The sequence below is a fragment of the Variovorax stachyos genome (genome assembly GCF_051400855.1).
Taxonomy (GTDB): domain Bacteria; phylum Pseudomonadota; class Gammaproteobacteria; order Burkholderiales; family Burkholderiaceae_C; genus Variovorax.
On the sequence record NZ_JBLFFN010000003.1, the window covers coordinates 108943 to 124389 of the forward strand.

Annotated in this window: 15 protein-coding genes; 9 read left to right on the top strand and 6 right to left on the bottom strand. The window is 68.9% G+C overall.

The window, feature by feature from the left end; translation table 11 throughout:
• The first annotated feature begins 51 nt into the window (after window positions 1-51).
• The 6 genes from ACMGEZ_RS06635 to ACMGEZ_RS06660 all read left to right on the top strand — a co-directional run bounded on the left by ACMGEZ_RS06635 (window position 52) and on the right by ACMGEZ_RS06660 (window position 5672).
• A complete protein-coding gene (locus ACMGEZ_RS06635; protein WP_436821465.1) occupies window positions 52-465 on the top strand; it encodes a winged helix-turn-helix domain-containing protein in 414 nt (137 codons plus the stop codon).
• A 126-nt stretch (window positions 466-591) separates the two neighbouring features.
• Window positions 592-2970: an acylase gene (locus ACMGEZ_RS06640; RefSeq protein ID WP_436821466.1), complete on the top strand. Its 2379-nt coding sequence runs from the start codon at window positions 592-594 to the stop codon at window positions 2968-2970.
• Between the two features lie 8 nt (window positions 2971-2978).
• Entirely contained in the window at window positions 2979-3593 is a 615-nt protein-coding gene (locus ACMGEZ_RS06645; protein WP_436821467.1) for a histidine phosphatase family protein, read from the top strand.
• Between the two features lie 28 nt (window positions 3594-3621).
• Window positions 3622-4593, top strand: a complete 972-nt coding sequence (locus tag ACMGEZ_RS06650) for a DnaJ C-terminal domain-containing protein (RefSeq protein WP_436821468.1) — start codon at window positions 3622-3624, stop codon at window positions 4591-4593.
• 4 nt (window positions 4594-4597) lie between these two features.
• A complete protein-coding gene (locus ACMGEZ_RS06655) occupies window positions 4598-4921 on the top strand; it encodes a chaperone modulator CbpM (RefSeq protein WP_436821469.1) in 324 nt (107 codons plus the stop codon).
• Window position 4922: 1 nt separating this feature from the next.
• Entirely contained in the window at window positions 4923-5672 is a 750-nt protein-coding gene (locus ACMGEZ_RS06660) for a hypothetical protein (RefSeq protein WP_436821470.1), read from the top strand.
• A gap of 3 nt (window positions 5673-5675) precedes the next feature.
• Here ACMGEZ_RS06660 and ACMGEZ_RS06665 read toward each other — a convergent pair whose 3' ends face one another.
• The 6 genes from ACMGEZ_RS06665 to ACMGEZ_RS06690 all read right to left on the bottom strand — a co-directional run bounded on the left by ACMGEZ_RS06665 (window position 5676) and on the right by ACMGEZ_RS06690 (window position 13317).
• On the bottom strand, window positions 5676-6323 hold the full coding sequence (locus ACMGEZ_RS06665; RefSeq protein ID WP_436821471.1) for a TetR/AcrR family transcriptional regulator: 648 nt from the start codon (window positions 6321-6323) through the stop codon (window positions 5676-5678).
• Between the two features lie 114 nt (window positions 6324-6437).
• Complete coding sequence (locus tag ACMGEZ_RS06670; protein ID WP_436821472.1) at window positions 6438-8303, bottom strand: AAA family ATPase; 1866 nt, start codon at window positions 8301-8303, stop codon at window positions 6438-6440.
• 225 nt (window positions 8304-8528) lie between these two features.
• Window positions 8529-9425: a 3-hydroxyisobutyrate dehydrogenase gene (gene mmsB / locus ACMGEZ_RS06675; RefSeq protein ID WP_436821473.1), complete on the bottom strand. Its 897-nt coding sequence runs from the start codon at window positions 9423-9425 to the stop codon at window positions 8529-8531.
• Between the two features lie 49 nt (window positions 9426-9474).
• The gene (locus ACMGEZ_RS06680) at window positions 9475-10590 is read right to left on the bottom strand and encodes an enoyl-CoA hydratase/isomerase family protein (RefSeq protein ID WP_436821474.1); all 1116 of its coding nucleotides are present in this window, start codon (window positions 10588-10590) and stop codon (window positions 9475-9477) included.
• 41 nt (window positions 10591-10631) lie between these two features.
• Window positions 10632-11786: an acyl-CoA dehydrogenase family protein gene (locus ACMGEZ_RS06685; RefSeq protein ID WP_436821475.1), complete on the bottom strand. Its 1155-nt coding sequence runs from the start codon at window positions 11784-11786 to the stop codon at window positions 10632-10634.
• 10 nt (window positions 11787-11796) lie between these two features.
• A complete protein-coding gene (locus tag ACMGEZ_RS06690; protein ID WP_436821476.1) occupies window positions 11797-13317 on the bottom strand; it encodes a CoA-acylating methylmalonate-semialdehyde dehydrogenase in 1521 nt (506 codons plus the stop codon).
• Window positions 13318-13417: 100 nt separating this feature from the next.
• Here ACMGEZ_RS06690 and ACMGEZ_RS06695 point away from each other — a divergent pair, with 100 nt between their 5' ends.
• The 3 genes from ACMGEZ_RS06695 to ACMGEZ_RS06705 all read left to right on the top strand — a co-directional run bounded on the left by ACMGEZ_RS06695 (window position 13418) and on the right by ACMGEZ_RS06705 (window position 15333).
• On the top strand, window positions 13418-14314 hold the full coding sequence (locus ACMGEZ_RS06695) for a LysR family transcriptional regulator (protein ID WP_436821477.1): 897 nt from the start codon (window positions 13418-13420) through the stop codon (window positions 14312-14314).
• A gap of 274 nt (window positions 14315-14588) precedes the next feature.
• Complete coding sequence (locus ACMGEZ_RS06700) at window positions 14589-14933, top strand: hypothetical protein (RefSeq protein ID WP_436821478.1); 345 nt, start codon at window positions 14589-14591, stop codon at window positions 14931-14933.
• 157 nt (window positions 14934-15090) lie between these two features.
• The gene (locus ACMGEZ_RS06705; RefSeq protein ID WP_436821479.1) at window positions 15091-15333 is read left to right on the top strand and encodes a hypothetical protein; all 243 of its coding nucleotides are present in this window, start codon (window positions 15091-15093) and stop codon (window positions 15331-15333) included.
• Window positions 15334-15447 lie beyond the last annotated feature (114 nt).

A 15447-nucleotide genomic window follows, 5' to 3' on the forward strand; every position in this document is an offset into this window, starting at 1 on the left:
ACACCGCCGACGTCGGCGCTGCAACTCACCCTGGGCTTCTCCAAGAAGGAAGTGCAGGACCTTTGGCGCCATGTCACGGGGCGGGACGATTCCGAGCAGGCAGAGCGTCTGCTGGATCGGACCCACGGCTGGGCGGCCGGACTTTGTCTGAGCCTCGAAACGTCGGAACGACCCGCGGGGATCGCGCCCAAGGGCGGCTGGCACAACCGTCGCCACCTTTTCGAATACCTGGCAAGCGAAGTGTTCGAAGGTCTTTCTGGCGAACTGCGGGAATTTCTGCTGCGCTGCTCGGTGCTTCCCGAACTCACGGTGCCGCGCTGCGAGCAGATCAGCGGCAATCCACGCGCGGCCCGGCTGCTGGAAGAAATCGAGCGCCGCCGCTTGTTCATCTCTGTTCTCGACGGCGAGAGCCTGACGCTGCGCCTGCACGATCTCTTCCGCGACCGCACGCACGTCGGCGGCTGAGGCGCCGCCATGGAGCACGCCACCGGCAGCTGACAAACCGGCGACACCTGAGTCGGGTTATCACGCAATGGCCGGCTGCGGGGACGACCTCTAATCGGCAGCCGTTCCGCTTACGAATCATTGAACATGACATCCACCTTCCGCTGCGCACCTCACGCCATCGCCCTCGCTCTCGCGGCCCTGCTCAGTGCCTGCGCGACAACGCCCGCACCTGGCGCACGCAGCGTCACCATCGAACGCACCACCTACGGCATCGCCCACATCACTGCGCCGGACTACGAGGGCATCGCCTACGGCGTGGCCTACGCGCATGCCCAGGACAACGTCTGCCAGACCGCCGAGCACCTGCTGACGGTTCGCGGCGAACGCTCCCTGTTCCTCGGCCCGCAGGCGACGGGCGAACTGGGCCTCGGCCGGCTGCCCAACGCGCAGATCGACCTGTTCGTGCGCTCCCACATGGACGATGCCGCGCTGGCACGCGCCGGGGCCGCGAATGGCGAAGAGGTCAAGGCCGCATTGCGCGGCTATGTCGCCGGCTACAACCGCTACCTGCAGGACGCCGGACCAGCCGGCCTGCCGGAGGCCTGCCGCAACAAGCCGTGGGTGCGACCGATGACGCTCGCCGACCTCTCGCGCACCACGGAGATGTCGATGATCCAGGGTGGACTCGGCGCGCTGGCCGGTGCCGTGCTCGCCGCGGCGCCGCCCTCCCCGGGCGCGAAGACGAGCGAGGCGACGGTGCCGCTGGCGCAGGCCGTCGCGGAGATCCGCCGGCACAGCTTCAACGCCAACCCCGAGGGAGGCGAACTCGGCTCCAACGGCTGGGCCTTCGGCCGCAACGCCACGCCCGACGGCCGCGGCCTGGTGCTCGGCAATCCGCATTTCCCGTGGACCGGCACCAACCGCTTCTGGGAGATGCACCTCACCATCCCGGGCAAGCTGGACGTGATGGGAGCAACCGGCGGCCTGAGCCCCGTGGTGGTCATCGGCTTCAACAAGGACGTGGCATGGACGCACACGGTTTCCACCGGCAAGCGCTACACGCTGTACGAACTCAAGCTCGACCCGGCCGACCCGACCGTGTACCTCGTCGACGGCCAGCGCCGCCGGATGACGACCAGGAACATCAGCCTTCCCGCCGCGGGCGGCACGCCTTCATCGAAAACCTTCTACTACACCGAATGGGGCCCGGTGCTCGTGCTGCCGCGCGCCGGTCTGGGCTGGAGCGCCACCACGGCCTATGCGATCCGCGATGCCAACACGCTGAACGTGCGCTCGGCCCGGAGCTGGATGCAGATGGCGCTGGCGCGCAACGTGGGCGAGCTGCGCGCGGCCATGGGCAACCAGGGCATGCCGTGGATCAACACCATCGCGGCGGATCGCGAAGGCAATGCGATGTACGCCGACCTTTCGGTGGTGCCCGATGTCTCGGCCGAGATGCTGAACGCGTGCGCGCCCTCCCCCCGCGCCGCCGCCCTGCTCAACGCAGCCGGCTTGCCGGTGCTCGATGGTTCGCGCTCCGCATGCGCATGGACCCGCGACACGGCCGCTGCGATGCCGGGCGTGACCCCGCCCGCGCGCATGCCGGTGGTGGTGACGCCGGACTGGGTGCAGAACAGCAACGACAGCTTCTGGCTCAGCAATCCGCACATCGCCCCGCCCGCGGGCATCTCGCCGCTGGTCGGCTTCGTCGGCACGCCACAGCGCCTTCGGACGCGCAGCGGCATCCAGGAGATCGAGGCCCGGCTGGCGGGCACCGACGGCCTGCCGGGCAGCCGCATGGGCTCAGCGGAGCTGAGAAGCGTGATCTTCCGCAATCGCAATCTCGCCGGCATGCTGGTGATGGACGATCTGGCCACCGCTTGCAGCGCCAATGCCTCGGCGCTCACCACCGACCAGGCCCTGGGCTGCCGCGTGCTCGCCGCATGGGATCGCACCAGCAACAGCCCATCGAAGGGCGCGCCGCTGTTCCGGGAGTTCTGGCGAAAGGCGAGGAGCGTGCCCAATGTCTGGCGCGTGCCCTTCGACCCGACGCGTCCCGTGGCCACGCCGGCCGGCCTGGACATGGCCACGCCCGCAGCGCGTGACGCAGTCTTCAAGGCGCTGGGCGAGGCTGTCGGCGTCGTGCGCACGGCCGGCTTCGCCGCCGACGTGCCGTTGGCCGAGGTGCAGGCCCGCATGGTTCGGGGCGAGAAGATTCCGATCCCCGGCGGCGACGAATTCGAAGGCGTGCTCAACAAGGTGGAGAGCCAGGGCCAGTCGCTGATCGAGCCCAGGGGCTACGCCATCAACTACGGCAGCAGCTACCTGCAGGTGGTCGGCTTCGACGAACGCGGTCCGGTCGCCCACGGCATCCTGACCTATGGACAGAGCAGCGACCCAGGCTCGCCGCGCGCCTACGACCAGCTGCCGCTGTTCGCCGCCAAGCAGTGGCATCCTCTGCCCTTCCACCGCGCCGACATCGAGGCGCAGCGCGTGGGCGCGCCCCTTCGACTCGCCTACTGAGGACCTGCATGCACGACGGCCTTGCCCGATTGATCGAACTCGCCGCGGCCCAGCCGCTGACGCCGGCTTGCGACCACTTCTATTTCCTGCGCCACGGCCAGACCGAGGGCAACGCCCAGCGGATCTTCCAGGCAGTCGACGCGCCGCTGAGCACGCTCGGCCTGCAGCAGGCGGCGCGCGCTGCCGAGCGGCTGGCCGGCGAGCCGATCCGCACCGTGGTCTGCAGCGATGCGCGGCGCGCCTTCGACACCGCCCACGCGGTCGCTGCCGGCCTGGGCATGGCCCCTCTGCACTTCGAGGGCCTGCGGGAGCGCAACTTCGGCGCCCTCATCGGAACCTCCTCCGCCGAACTGGACTGGGCCTGCGAACCCGAGGGAGGCGAAACCCTGCCCCAGTTCGTCGCGCGCAAGCGCGCCGCGCTGGAGGCGGCGCTGGCGCACCCGGCGCCGGTGCTGATCGTGGCCCATGGCGGCTCGCTCCACGTGCTGGTGGCGGCGCTCGGCATCGCGCCGGACCGCGGCGTGCTCGGCAACGCGCAGCCCTTGCGCTTCGAGCGAAGCGGTCCTACATGGACGGTGAGGCCGCTCCTGCACCATTCGGATGGTGGGGCCGCGTTGGCCTGAACGGCTCCCGAAGCCGCCCATCATCGACATGGACTTCAAGGACTACTACCTGGCGCTCGGCGTCGAGCGCAACGCGACGGACGAGGAAATCCGCAAGGCCTACCGCAAGCTCGCGCGCAAGTACCACCCGGACGTCAGCAAGGAGGCTGACGCCGACCGGCGCATGCGTGAGATCAACGAGGCCTACGACGTGCTGCGCGACAAGGAGAAGCGCGCCGCCTACGACGCGCTGGCCGAACAGGTCGCGCAAGGCCGCTACGCAGGCGCGGGCCCGGGCGAGGGCTTCCAGCCGCCGCCGGGCTGGGACGAGGGCTTCGAGTTTCACCGCGGTCCGGGCCACGGACCGGCGGACCATGCCGACTTCAGCGAGTTCTTCTCATCGCTCTTCGGCGCGGCCGAGCGCCGCAGCGCCCAGCGCCGCCAATACCGGGCGCGCGGCGAAGACCACCATGCGGCCATCGAGATCGCGCTGGAAGACGCCTTGAAGGGCGCCGAGCGCGAGATCACCCTGCGCTCGCAGGAACTCGACGACCAGGGCCGGCCGCATTGGAAGACCCGCACGCTCAGCGTGAAGATTCCGCCCGGCGTGCATCCGGGCCAGTACATCCGTCTTGCCGGACAGGGCATGCCCGGCCATGGCGGGGAGCCGGCCGGCGACCTGTATCTCGAGGTGCGTCTGGCGCCGCACAAGCTCTACCGCATCGAGGAACGCGACCTCTACATGACGCTGCCGGTCACGCCGACCGAGGCTGCACTGGGTTCGCAGGTGAAGGTGCCCACGCCCGGCGGTGGCATCGTCGAGGTCACGGTACCGCCCGGCGCACGCAACGGGCTCAAGCTGCGGCTCAAGGGGCGCGGCCTGCCGGGCCAACCGCCGGGCGACCTGTACCTGCTGCTGGAGATCGCGCTGCCCCCGGCGCAGACCGAAATCGCGCGCAAGGCCTACGAGCAGTTGGCACAGGCGGCCCCTTTCGATCCGCGCCGCCATCTGGGAGTCTGACGCCATGGCCAGTCCATCCTTCGACACCATTCCCCTGGACAACGCCCATCCGCTGCGCGCCGGCGAACTTGCGCATGCCTGCGGCGCCGAGATCGCCTGGGTCGTTCAACTGGTCGAGGTCGGCATCGTCGAGGTGCGCGGCCCGGCCGAACGCCCGGACGACTGGTGCTTCCACAGCGCCGACCTGCAATGCGCGCTCGATGCGCGCCGGCTGGAGCGCGACTTCGGCGTCGGCCTCGATGCGGCGGCGCTGATCCTCGATCTCGAGCATGAAGTGCGGAGGCTCAAGGCCCTGCTGAGGGCGCGCGGCCTCGGCCGGGAGATCTGAAATGCCCGTGGTCTGCGACCAGTGCGGGACCGGGAACCGCGAGAGCGCCAAGTTCTGCAAGGGCTGTGCGGCGAAACTGCCCTCCTTCGCCGCCACCGGCCCTTCCGCGCTCCAGAGCATGAAGGCGCTGCGGACCACCCCGCACGCGCCGCCACCGCCGGGCGCGCCGACACCAGGCATGCTGCCGATCGAGACGCGCGCCTTCTGGATCCGCTTCGCCGTGCTGTCGGTGGTGATCACCACGGCCTTCGTCAGCTGGTATGCCTATGTGACGCGCAAGGTGCCGAATCCTCCATCCGCGCCGCCCGCTGCGGTCGCGGCCGCCCCGGAGGCGGCGCCGGCGGCACGGGTGAACGTTGCGAGAGCCCCCCTGCCCCCCGTGGCCCCCGCCGACCACGAGAGGCTGCTGCCTCCCGAACCGGTGCGCCCCGCGGAGACGCTCGGCCCTGCCGAGAGCCTCGTCGCTCCCGGCCCCACGCACGGCGAGCTGGTGCAGGTGCCGCCACCACGCCGCGGCAGCGGCACCGATGCGAGCACGGTGCGCACGGAGGAGTCCCGCAAGGTCGTCGCACGCCCGAGCGCAGCCGACCCGCGACCCGGTTGCGCGCACCTCAACTTCATCGCAGCGGCGCGCTGCGAGGCAGCGCAGTGCGCCAAGGCCCAGTACACCAGGCACCCGCATTGCAACGCCGTGCGCGAGCAGACGCGGCGCGACGTGGCGCGACGCAATCCGCTGCAGCTGGGCTACTAGGGTCTAGTCGGCCTGCACGGCCACGCCGAACAGCGCATCGATCGCGCTGCGCGCATCCGCACGCAACGACTCGACCGCGTGCACGTCGCCCGACAGGTGGCGCAGCAGGTAATGCTGGAACAGCCCGTCGAACAAGGCGTAGAGCACCGAGGGAGACAGCGCCAGCGGCGCCTCCGCCAGCTCCGAGAAGCGCCGCATGACGCGCACGACCATGTTCTCCAGGCTGTGGTCGATGGCAGCCACGTCGGCGCGGAAGGCCTCCATGAACAGCGCCTGCGCCCGCAGGTCGTACCACAGCCGATGCATGTGGGCTTCATTGCGAAGCGTATCGCCCAGCGCCCGCAGGAAGCCTTCCATCATCTCTTCGTAGCTGGCCGCATCTGCCGTCACGCGGTCGTAGCGGGTGACGCAGCGCGCCTTGTATTGGCGCACGCTGCAGACGATCAGGTCGACCTTGTCGCTGAAGTAGTAATGCAGCACGCCATGCGAGAACTCCGAGTTCTGCGCGATCTCGCGCAGGCTGGTGCGGGCATAGCCCAGGGTGGCCAGCGTCTGCAACGCGGCCTCGCCGAGCTCGGCGCGCCGCTCGGCGAACTTGTCCACGCGCGTGCGCGGCACACGATCCGCCTGCTTTTCCCGTTGTGGAGCCATGGCCGAGGATTGTTGGGACAGTTGTCCAGATCCCAAAAAGAATAGCACGCACTCCTTTGCCCCAGGCTGACAGGCGATGTCTCTCCCGAGGTTTTTTGACGGTTGCCCAAGGCCTCAGGCCACGAGCGCCACCGACGCGCGCGCGCCGACGAGCTCCAGCACGCGCTCGCCGGTCACCGTCTCGTGCGCGAGCAGTTCCTCGGTCAACGCGTCCAGGGCCCGGCGGTGAGCGCGCAGGACATGCTGGCACTGGAGGTTCAACGCCTCCAGCAGCTGGTTGGCCTGGCGCACGGCCGCCGCAATCTGGCGGGAGGCATGCTGCGCCGGGAGCGCGCCGATGCTGAAGAGCGTGCCGTCCTGGCCGAAGCCGTAGCGCCCCACCATGTCGAGCGCCAGCCTGGAGGCCTGCTGAAGATCCTGGCTGGCCCCGCTCGACGCCTCGTCGAAGATGGCCAGCTCGGCGTTGCGCCCGCCGAGCAGCATCTGGATGTGCTTCTCCATGTCGCTCTTGAGCACCAGCGTCTGGTCCTCCTCCTGCGTTACGAGCGTGACCCCCAGCGCGCCGCCGCGCGGCAGGATGGTGACCTTTTCGACCTTGCCGTAGCCCAGCACCGCCGAGACCAGCGCATGCCCCGCCTCGTGCACGGCGATGTAGCGGCGCTCGCGCTCGCCGAGCGCGCGCTGTGCGCCGTTGAGCTCGCCGATGCGCGTGGTCTCGATGGCTTCCATCAGGTGGCCCATCGCGACGGCCCGGCTGCCCGCGCGCGCAGCCACCAGCGCCGAATGATTGACGATGTGCGCGATGGTGGCCGGCGACAGGCCGGTGGTCAGGCGGGCGAGCTGCTCGTGGTCGATCGCGCCTTCGGTGCGCAGCTTGCCGGTGTACAGCCTGAAGATCGCGCAGCGGTCGCGCACGTCCGGCAGCTTGACCTGGACGCGGCGGTCGAAGCGGCCTTCGCGCAGCAGCGCCTCGTCGAGATGCTCCTCCAGGTTGGTGGCGCCGACCACGATCACGCCCTCGTTGGCCTCGAAGCCGTCCATCTCGACCAGCAGCTGGTTGATGATGCGGTTGCTTTCCGATTCGGCGGGCCCGGCGCCCGACGAGGTGCGCTTGGAAATGCCGTCGAGCTCGTCGATGAACAGGATGCACGGCGCGTTCTTGCGCGCGGTTTCGAAGAGCTTCTTGACCTTCTGCACGCCCACGCCATAGAACTTCGACGTGAACTCGCTGCCGTTGGTGGCGATGAAGTTTGCGCCGCACTCGCCCGCCAGCGCCTTCGCCAGCAGGGTCTTGCCGACGCCGGGACCGCCGAGCATGAGGACGCCGCACGGCGAGCGTGCCCCGATGTCGCGATAGCGGGCCGGGTCCTTCAGGTAGTCGACGATGTCCTGCAGCGCATGCTTGGCCTCGCCGGCGCCGATCACATCGTCGAAGCCCACGTCCGCGGGCTTCTCGACCAGCTTCGCGGCGCCGCCGATCGAGTCGCGCATGGTGTAGACCACGAGCGCGACCAGCAAGAGCGGCAGGAAGATGGCGGCCAGGTCGCGTGCCGTCGTGAGCGCACGGCTGTCCGCGGCAGGCGCACCGACGCTGCTGTCCGGCAGCACGACCAACTGGAACGGGTGGGCGTCGGCTTGCTGGGCCTGCGAGATGGCCAGCGCGGCAAAGGAGCCACGGCCGTCGACGACGAAGTAGCGTTCGCCGCCGGTGGTGGAGACGAGGAGCGCATTCGGCGCCAGGCCCACCGCGCTGATACGGCCGGCGCGCAGGTCACGCAACAGGTCGGAACCGTCCTTCTCGATGGCCGTCCAGGCCTCCGGGGTACTGCGCATCTCCTGGGCGGGCCCGTTCAACTGGTGGACGGCCGGCACAGCCGGAAGAAGAAAGAACACGGCCGCGCCGGCGAGGGCGGCAAAGGCAAGGAGGAGTGCGAGGCTCAGGCCGGGCTTGGAGCGGAGGAGTCGGTGGAAATGCTTCATGGGGAAGGACGCGGTCGTGACGCCGGATCGTAGGCAATCGCACGCGCGCGAAGCCGCGTGAAGGACGAGGCGCGCAGGTAACAGCCGGCGTGCGTGCAATTGTTGGCGCCCATGCGCGTTGCGCTGGCGCATCTCGGCTGCGGCTCGCCCTGCGCCTCTGTCCTCGGACGGCGACCAGCCTGGCCGCTGCAGGCACCGCCGTGCGGCGCCGCGACCGCTGGGAACTCAGCCGGCCTTCTGCACCAGCTTGATCACGCTGGAGAAATCCAGCGCCCCGTGCCCCGCCAGGCTGTGGGCCGCGTACAGGTTGCGCGCGAGCCCGCCCAGGGGCGTGGCCGCACGCACGGCGGTTGCGTTTTCCTGCGCCAGCCCGAGGTCCTTGAGCATCAGGTCGGTGCCGAAGCCGCCCGCGTAGCCCTTGGACGCCGGCGCGTTCTCCATCACGCCCGGCAACGGGTTGTATTTTTCGAGTGCCCAGTTGCCGCCCGAGCTGCGGCGCATGATCTCCGAGAGCACCTTTGGGTCCAGCCCGTTGGCGACGCCCAGCGCGATGGCTTCCGACGTGCCGATCATCAGGATGCCGAGCAGCATGTTGTTGCAGATCTTCGCCGTCTGGCCCGCCCCGGCCTCGCCGGCATGGAAGATGTTGGCGCCCATCTTCTCCAGCACCGGACGCGCGCGCTCGAGGTCGGCCGCCGCGCCGCCCACCATGAAGGTCAACGTCCCTGCGATCGCGCCGCCGGTGCCGCCCGAGACCGGCGCATCGAGCACCGCGACGCCCCGCTTCGCCCCGGCCTGCGCCAGCTTGCGCGAGGTGGCTGCGGCGATGGTGCTGCTGTCGATCACCAGCGTGCCGGGCGCGATCCGCTCCAGCAGCCCCGGCTGGCCCTCGCTGCCGAAATAGAGCGACTCCACGTGCTGGCTCGCGGGCAGCATGCTGATCACCACTTCGGCGCCGGCCAGCGTGTCGGCCGCGGACGGCGCGATGGACACGCCCTCCGCGCCGAGCTTCCTGCAGGCCTCGGCCGAGAGGTCGAAGGCGCTCAGCTCGTGGCCGGCCTTGTGCAGGTTGTGGGCCATCGGGGCACCCATGTTGCCCAGGCCGATGAATGCGATCTTCATTTGTTGTCTCCTGTGAATGCGGGTACCGGACGCAGAGGGCGGGCCTGTTCTAGCTGAGGGCTGCGAGCTCCGCTGGCATCTCGCCGCGCGGCTTCAAATGGTCCTCGACGAATTCCGGCGTGATTTCCTCGAGCGTGGCCGGATTCCACTTCGGGTTGCGGTCCTTCTCGATCAGGAGCGCACGGATTCCCTCGGCGAAGTCCTTGTGCGCACAGAAGCCCAGCGAAGCCCAATACTCGAGGCGGAACACCTCGGCCAGCGACATGCGGGTCACCCGCTGCCACAGCGCGAAGGACACGGCGGCCGAGCTGGGCGAGCCCTTCGTGAAAGTCTGGGCCGCGTTCTGCAGCCACGGATCTTCGGACTTCAGCGCGCGCAGGCGCTTCGCGATGTCCAGCAGGTCGTCACCCGCCATCAGTTCATTGATGGTGTCGAAATGCTCGCGCACTTTCGACGGCTGCCGTTCCGCGCCCTCGCCTGCCTGCGCGAGCAGGCGCGAGAGCGTGGCCCGGTCGGCCGCCGGCTCGACGCGCCAGCTCGCCGCCGCGATGGCTTCCATCAATGACGCCTTGCGCTCCTGCGGCACGACGAGGTCCGCCAGGCCGCAGAAGATTGCATCGGCCGCATTGAGCGGCGCCGCAGTCAAGGCCAGGAACAGGCCCACCCGCCCCGGCATGCGCCGCAGGAACCAGCTGCCGCCCACGTCGGGGTACAGGCCGATGTTGATCTCGGGCATGGCGACGCGGCTCTGCGGTGTGACCACCCGGTGCGAGGCGCCGGCCATCAGGCCCACCCCGCCGCCCATCACGATGCCATGGCCCCAGCACAGCAGGGGCTTGGGGAAGGTGTGGATCAGGTGGTCGAGCACGTATTCCTCGCGGAAGAAGTCCTCCGCATACGTGTTGCGTGCCGGGCCGCACTCCAGCAGCGTCTGGTAGAGCTGCCGCAGGTCGCCGCCGGCGCAGAAGGCTTTGTCGCCCGCCGCCTGCAGCAGCACGCCGGCTACGGACGGGTCTTGCGCCCATTCACGCAGCTTCGGCGTGAGCAGGCGCACCATCGCGACCGACAGCGAGTTGAGGGAGGCCGGTGCGTTGAGGGTGGCGACGCCGAAGCGCTTGCCGGCGGCGCTCTTGATTTCATCGAAGAGAACGACTGGGTCTGTCATGGGTTTTGCAAAGGGCGGATGTCCGATTTCGGATGCCGGGTTCAGCGGATATCGCTATCCCCTTCCAGCAGCTTGCGCGAGACGATCACGCGCATGATTTCGTTGGTGCCTTCGAGGATCTGGTGCACGCGCGCATCGCGCACCAGGCGCTCCAGCGGGAATTCGCTCAGGTAGCCATAGCCGCCGTGCAGTTGCAGCGCCTCGTTGCAGACATTGAAGCCGGCATCGGTGGCGAAGCGCTTGGCCATGGCGCAATAGGTGCTGGCATCGACGTGGCCCGCGTCGAGCTTGCTCGCCGCCAGCCGCACCATCTGGCGCGCGGCCACCAGCTCGGTCGCCATGTCGGCCAGCTTGAACTGCAGGGCCTGGAAGCTGGCCAGCGGCTTGCCGAACTGCTGGCGCTCGTGCAGGTAGCGCCGCGCGGCATCGAGCGCACCCTGCGCCGCGCCGACCGAGCAGGTCGCGATGTTGATTCGGCCGCCGTCCAGGCCCTTCATCGCGATGCGGAAGCCCTCGCCCTCGCCGCCCAGGAGGTTTTCCGCCGGGACGCGCACGTTGTCGAAGCTGATGGTGCGGGTGGGCTGGCTGTTCCAGCCCATCTTGTGTTCCTTCTTGCCGTAGCTGATGCCGGGCGCATCGGCCGGCACCGCCAGTGCCGAGATACCGCCCGCGCCGCCGCCGCCGGTGCGGGCCATCAGCACCAGTACGTCGGTGGCGCCCGCGCCCGAGATGAAGGCCTTGCCGCCGTTGATCACGTATTCGCCGTCCCGCAGCTCGGCGCGCGTCTTGAGCGCACCGGCATCCGAGCCGGCGCCGGGCTCGGTCAGGCAGTAGGAGGCCAGCTTGCGGCCGCTGGTCAGGTCGGCGCCCCAGCGCTCGCACACGGCCGGCGTGCCCCAGGTGCCGAGCATCCATGTGGCCATGTTGTGGATGGTGATGAAGGCGGTGGTCGACGGATCGACTGCGGCCATTTCCTCGAACACCAGCGTGGCATCGAGGCGCGGCAGCGCCAGGCCTTCGATGCGCTCCGGCGCGTACAGGCCGCAGAAGCCCAGCTCGCCGGCCTTGGCGATGGCCTCTTTCGGGAAGATGGCTTCCGCATCCCACTGCGCGGCATGCGGCGCGAATTCCGCGAGAGCGAACTCGCGCGCCGTGTGGGCGAAGGCGCGCTGCTCCTCGGAAAGTTCGAAGTCCATGCGCCTGAGGTTACTTCAGGCTGATGGTCGTGTTGAGGCCGTGCGCCGTGGCATCGTCGAACCAGCGCGCCGTGACCGTCTTGGTCTGCGTGTAGAACAGCACCACCTGCTTGCCGTAGGGCCCGAGGTCGCCGAGCTTCGACGCGCGCGAGCCGGTGAAGGAGAACATCGGCACCGGCACCGGGATCGGCACGTTGATGCCTACCTGCCCGACGTCGATGTCTTCCTGGAAGCGCCGCGCCGCTGCACCCGACTGCGTGAAGATCGCGGTGCCGTTGCCGTTCGGGTTGGCGTTGATCATTTCGATCGCCTCGTCGATGCTCTCGGCGCCCGCCACGCACAGCACCGGGCCGAAGATCTCCTGGTCGTAGATCGTCATACCCGGCTTCACGCCGGAGAAGATGGTCGGGCCGACGAAATTGCCTTTCTCGTAGCCGGGCACCGTGGGCTTGCGGCCGTCGAGTTCGAGCGTTGCACCCTCGGCGACGCCGCGCTCGATCAGGCCTGTGACGCGCTCGTAGGCCGCGCACGAAACCAGCGGGCCGACGTCCACGCCCTTCTCCGTGCCGGCGCCGATCTTGAGCGTCTTTGCCTTCTCGACCAGCTCGGGAATCCACTTGCGCGCATCCCCCACCAGCACCGCGACCGACACCGCCATGCAGCGCTGCCCCGCCGCACCGAAGCTCGCGCCGATGAGCGCGTTGAGCGACTGGTCCTTGTGCGCATCGGGCATGACGATCGCGTGGTTCTTCGCGCCCATCATGCATTGCACGCGCTTGCCGGCGAGCGTGGCACGGTGGTAGACGTGGGTGCCGACCTTGGTGGAGCCGACGAAGGAGATCGCCTTGATGTCCTTGTGGTCGCAGATGGCGTTGACCACCGCCTCTCCGCCATGCACGACGTTGAGCACGCCCGGCGGGATGCCGGCTTCCAGCGCCAGCTCGGCGAGGCGCATAGTCACCATCGGGTCCTGCTCCGAGGGCTTGAGCACGAAGGTGTTGCCGGTGACGATGGCCATCGGGAACATCCACAGCGGGATCATGGCCGGGAAGTTGAAGGGCGTGATGCCCGCGCACACGCCCAGCGGCTGCAGCAGCGTGTAGGTGTCGACCCCGCCTGCGACGTTGTTGGCCATCTCGCCCAACTGCAGGTTGCCGATGCCCGCGGCATGCTCGACCACCTCCAGGCCGCGGAACACGTCGCCCTCGGCATCGGGCAGGGTCTTGCCCTGCTCGGCCGTGAGGATGGCAGCCAGCTCGCCCATGTGCTCGCGGATCAGCTGCTGGTACTTGAGGAAGATGCGCGCGCGGGCGCCGATCGCGGTCTTGCGCCAGGTCTTGAAGGCGTCCTGGGCCGAGGCCACGGCGGCGTCGACCTCGGCCTGCGTGGCGAAGGGCACGCGCGCCAGCACCTCCTGCGTGGCGGGGTTGACGATGTCGCGCCATTCGCTGGTCTTCGACTCGACGAACTTGCCGCCGATGAGCAGCTTGACGGTGGCGACCTGGGTCGCGGGCGTGGTGGTGGCATCCATGGGTTGTCTCCTGGGTTGGGCTTCAACGACCGATGCTAGCTTTGCACTTTTGCCATAGCAATAGACAAATACGCACCACCGATCTGCATAATCGCAACCCATGGACTGGGACAACCTGCGCTTCTTCCTGGAGCTGGCACGCACCGGCACGCTGGTGAGCGCGGCGCGCCGGCTGGCGGTCGATCACACGACAGTGGCGCGGCGCATCCAGGCGCTGGAAAAGGAGATCGGCACCGCCCTCTTCGCTCGCGAGGCCGCCGGCCATCGGCTTACCGAGGCCGGGCGGCGGCTGCAGCCGCAGGTCGAGGCGATGGAAGGAGCCTTTCTCGCGATCGAGAGCGCGACGCCTGCGGCGCAGGAGGGCTTGTCCGGCCTGGTACGCATCGGGGCCACCGAGGGCTTCGGCACCGTGGTGCTCGCGCCGGAGCTTGCGCGATTCGCGCGGCAACATCCCAGGCTGGTGATCGATCTGCTGGCGATGCCGCGGCTGGTGCACCTGTCGCGTCGCGAGGCGGACATCGTGATCTCGCTGGAGCGCCCGGCGCGCGGCCCCGTCATGGTGAGCAAGCTGACCGACTACGTGCTGCGCCTCTACGCCTCTGCCGACTACCTGGATGCCCATCCGCGCATCGCATCGCGCGAGGACCTGCGCGGCCACACGTTCATCAGCTACGTGGACGACCTGCTCTTCAGCAAGGAGCTGCAGTACCTCGACGAGCTGTACCGCCCCGATGCCTTCGCGCTGCGCAGCACCAGCATCCTGGCGCAGCACCAGGCAGCGGCAGCCGGCACGGGGATCGCGGTGCTGCCCGCCTTCCTCGCCGAGCGAGATCCGCGGCTGCGGACCGTGCTGCCCGGCGAGGCGAACTTCACGCGCACCTTCTGGATGTCGATGCCCGCCGAGAGCAAGCACCTGGCGCGGATGCAGGCGGTCTGGGGCTTTCTGCGCGAGACGGTGGAGGCGCAGCGGACGGTGCTGCTGCCGCTGCAGGCGTAGTCCTTCGCGGCCGGCCTGCCGCCGAGCCCGCAATCCGTGGGCGCCGAGCTGGATCTTGGCTTGAGCAGAAGTCTCATGCTGCATCGTTCCTCCGGCGCGAGGGCCGACTATAGAGCCAAGGAAAGGCCCTCCGGAACCGGCCCATTGGCTCGCCGTTGGCTCTCGATTGGCCTAGGCACCCGCGACTGGACGGGGAACACTGGCACCGCACCCCAAAGAGTATCCGGACGCGCCCCGGGATGACGGGGCACGCGCCAGCAACAAGTCCAAAACCATGCATGTCATCGACCACTCCACTCTGCCTCGCCTCCACGCAGAAGGGCGGCGGCGCTTTGCCGCGGCGCATCAGCGCCTGGGCTTTGCGCCCTTCGAGCTCTGGATGGAAGTCCTCGAGATCGACGCACGCATCGACCTCCAGCCGATCGAATGTGCCCGCGTCGCGCTGGTGCTCACCGGCCACGGCAAGCTCGTGGTCGACGGTGCGGCCCAACGCTTTCACGCCCCCTGCAGCCTGGTGCTGCCCGCGGGGATCGACAGCCAGGTGGTCAACATCGGGGCCGAGCCCATGCAGCTGGTAACAGGTTTCACGCCGGCCGCTGCGGTATCACTGCCGCCTTGAGCCTCGGCCCCTGGTCATGGTCCTTCGCCTTGGCCCTCCGTCCAGGCCGAACTGGCTCCTCCGGGCGATGTGCCGAAAACCTGAAATCCAAATACTTCGATCCATGCGCAGGGAAGAGATGAATCGCTCTCCGGCGCCCCACTGATCGGAGACTGTCATGAGCTCAGCCGCTGCAACTTCGCTGGATAACCTGCATTCCGGCCTTCAGCCCTTGCATCACCTGCGGCCCGCGAGGGCCCGCATCCTTGCCTTCCTGCAATCCGTGTTACACCAAACCGCCGCGCGCTCTGTCGAGATCTGGCACAAGCTCTCGCGCAAGACCCAGATCCTGCTTGTCGCCCTCTCCATGACCTTCTCCAGCTTTGGTCTGTCGATGATCGTGGCAACCCTCTCACGTTGACCCCCGGGGCCAGCGAGCCGGGTGGCTGCCCGGCCGCATCGAAGGCCGGTTAGCCACGCCCGCCGTGCCCGCGCAGTCGGTGCGATCTTCCGGCGCCGGGCACGCCGATTGCCG

What these genes read in the sequence shown, in the direction of transcription:
- ACMGEZ_RS06640 (WP_436821466.1), top strand. Translation starts at nt 592, where the DNA reads ATGACATCCACCTTCCGCTGCGCACCTCACGCCATCGCCCTCGCTCTC.
- mmsB (WP_436821473.1), bottom strand. Translation starts at nt 9,425, where the DNA reads ATGAAGATCGCATTCATCGGCCTGGGCAACATGGGTGCCCCGATGGCC.
- ACMGEZ_RS06680 (WP_436821474.1), bottom strand. Translation starts at nt 10,590, where the DNA reads ATGACAGACCCAGTCGTTCTCTTCGATGAAATCAAGAGCGCCGCCGGC.
- ACMGEZ_RS06695 (WP_436821477.1), top strand. Translation starts at nt 13,418, where the DNA reads ATGGACTGGGACAACCTGCGCTTCTTCCTGGAGCTGGCACGCACCGGC.
- ACMGEZ_RS06665 (WP_436821471.1), bottom strand. Translation starts at nt 6,323, where the DNA reads ATGGCTCCACAACGGGAAAAGCAGGCGGATCGTGTGCCGCGCACGCGC.
- ACMGEZ_RS06645 (WP_436821467.1), top strand. Translation starts at nt 2,979, where the DNA reads ATGCACGACGGCCTTGCCCGATTGATCGAACTCGCCGCGGCCCAGCCG.
- ACMGEZ_RS06660 (WP_436821470.1), top strand. Translation starts at nt 4,923, where the DNA reads ATGCCCGTGGTCTGCGACCAGTGCGGGACCGGGAACCGCGAGAGCGCC.
- ACMGEZ_RS06705 (WP_436821479.1), top strand. Translation starts at nt 15,091, where the DNA reads ATGAGCTCAGCCGCTGCAACTTCGCTGGATAACCTGCATTCCGGCCTT.
- ACMGEZ_RS06685 (WP_436821475.1), bottom strand. Translation starts at nt 11,786, where the DNA reads ATGGACTTCGAACTTTCCGAGGAGCAGCGCGCCTTCGCCCACACGGCG.
- ACMGEZ_RS06700 (WP_436821478.1), top strand. Translation starts at nt 14,589, where the DNA reads ATGCATGTCATCGACCACTCCACTCTGCCTCGCCTCCACGCAGAAGGG.
- ACMGEZ_RS06650 (WP_436821468.1), top strand. Translation starts at nt 3,622, where the DNA reads ATGGACTTCAAGGACTACTACCTGGCGCTCGGCGTCGAGCGCAACGCG.
- ACMGEZ_RS06655 (WP_436821469.1), top strand. Translation starts at nt 4,598, where the DNA reads ATGGCCAGTCCATCCTTCGACACCATTCCCCTGGACAACGCCCATCCG.
- ACMGEZ_RS06670 (WP_436821472.1), bottom strand. Translation starts at nt 8,303, where the DNA reads ATGAAGCATTTCCACCGACTCCTCCGCTCCAAGCCCGGCCTGAGCCTC.
- ACMGEZ_RS06690 (WP_436821476.1), bottom strand. Translation starts at nt 13,317, where the DNA reads ATGGATGCCACCACCACGCCCGCGACCCAGGTCGCCACCGTCAAGCTG.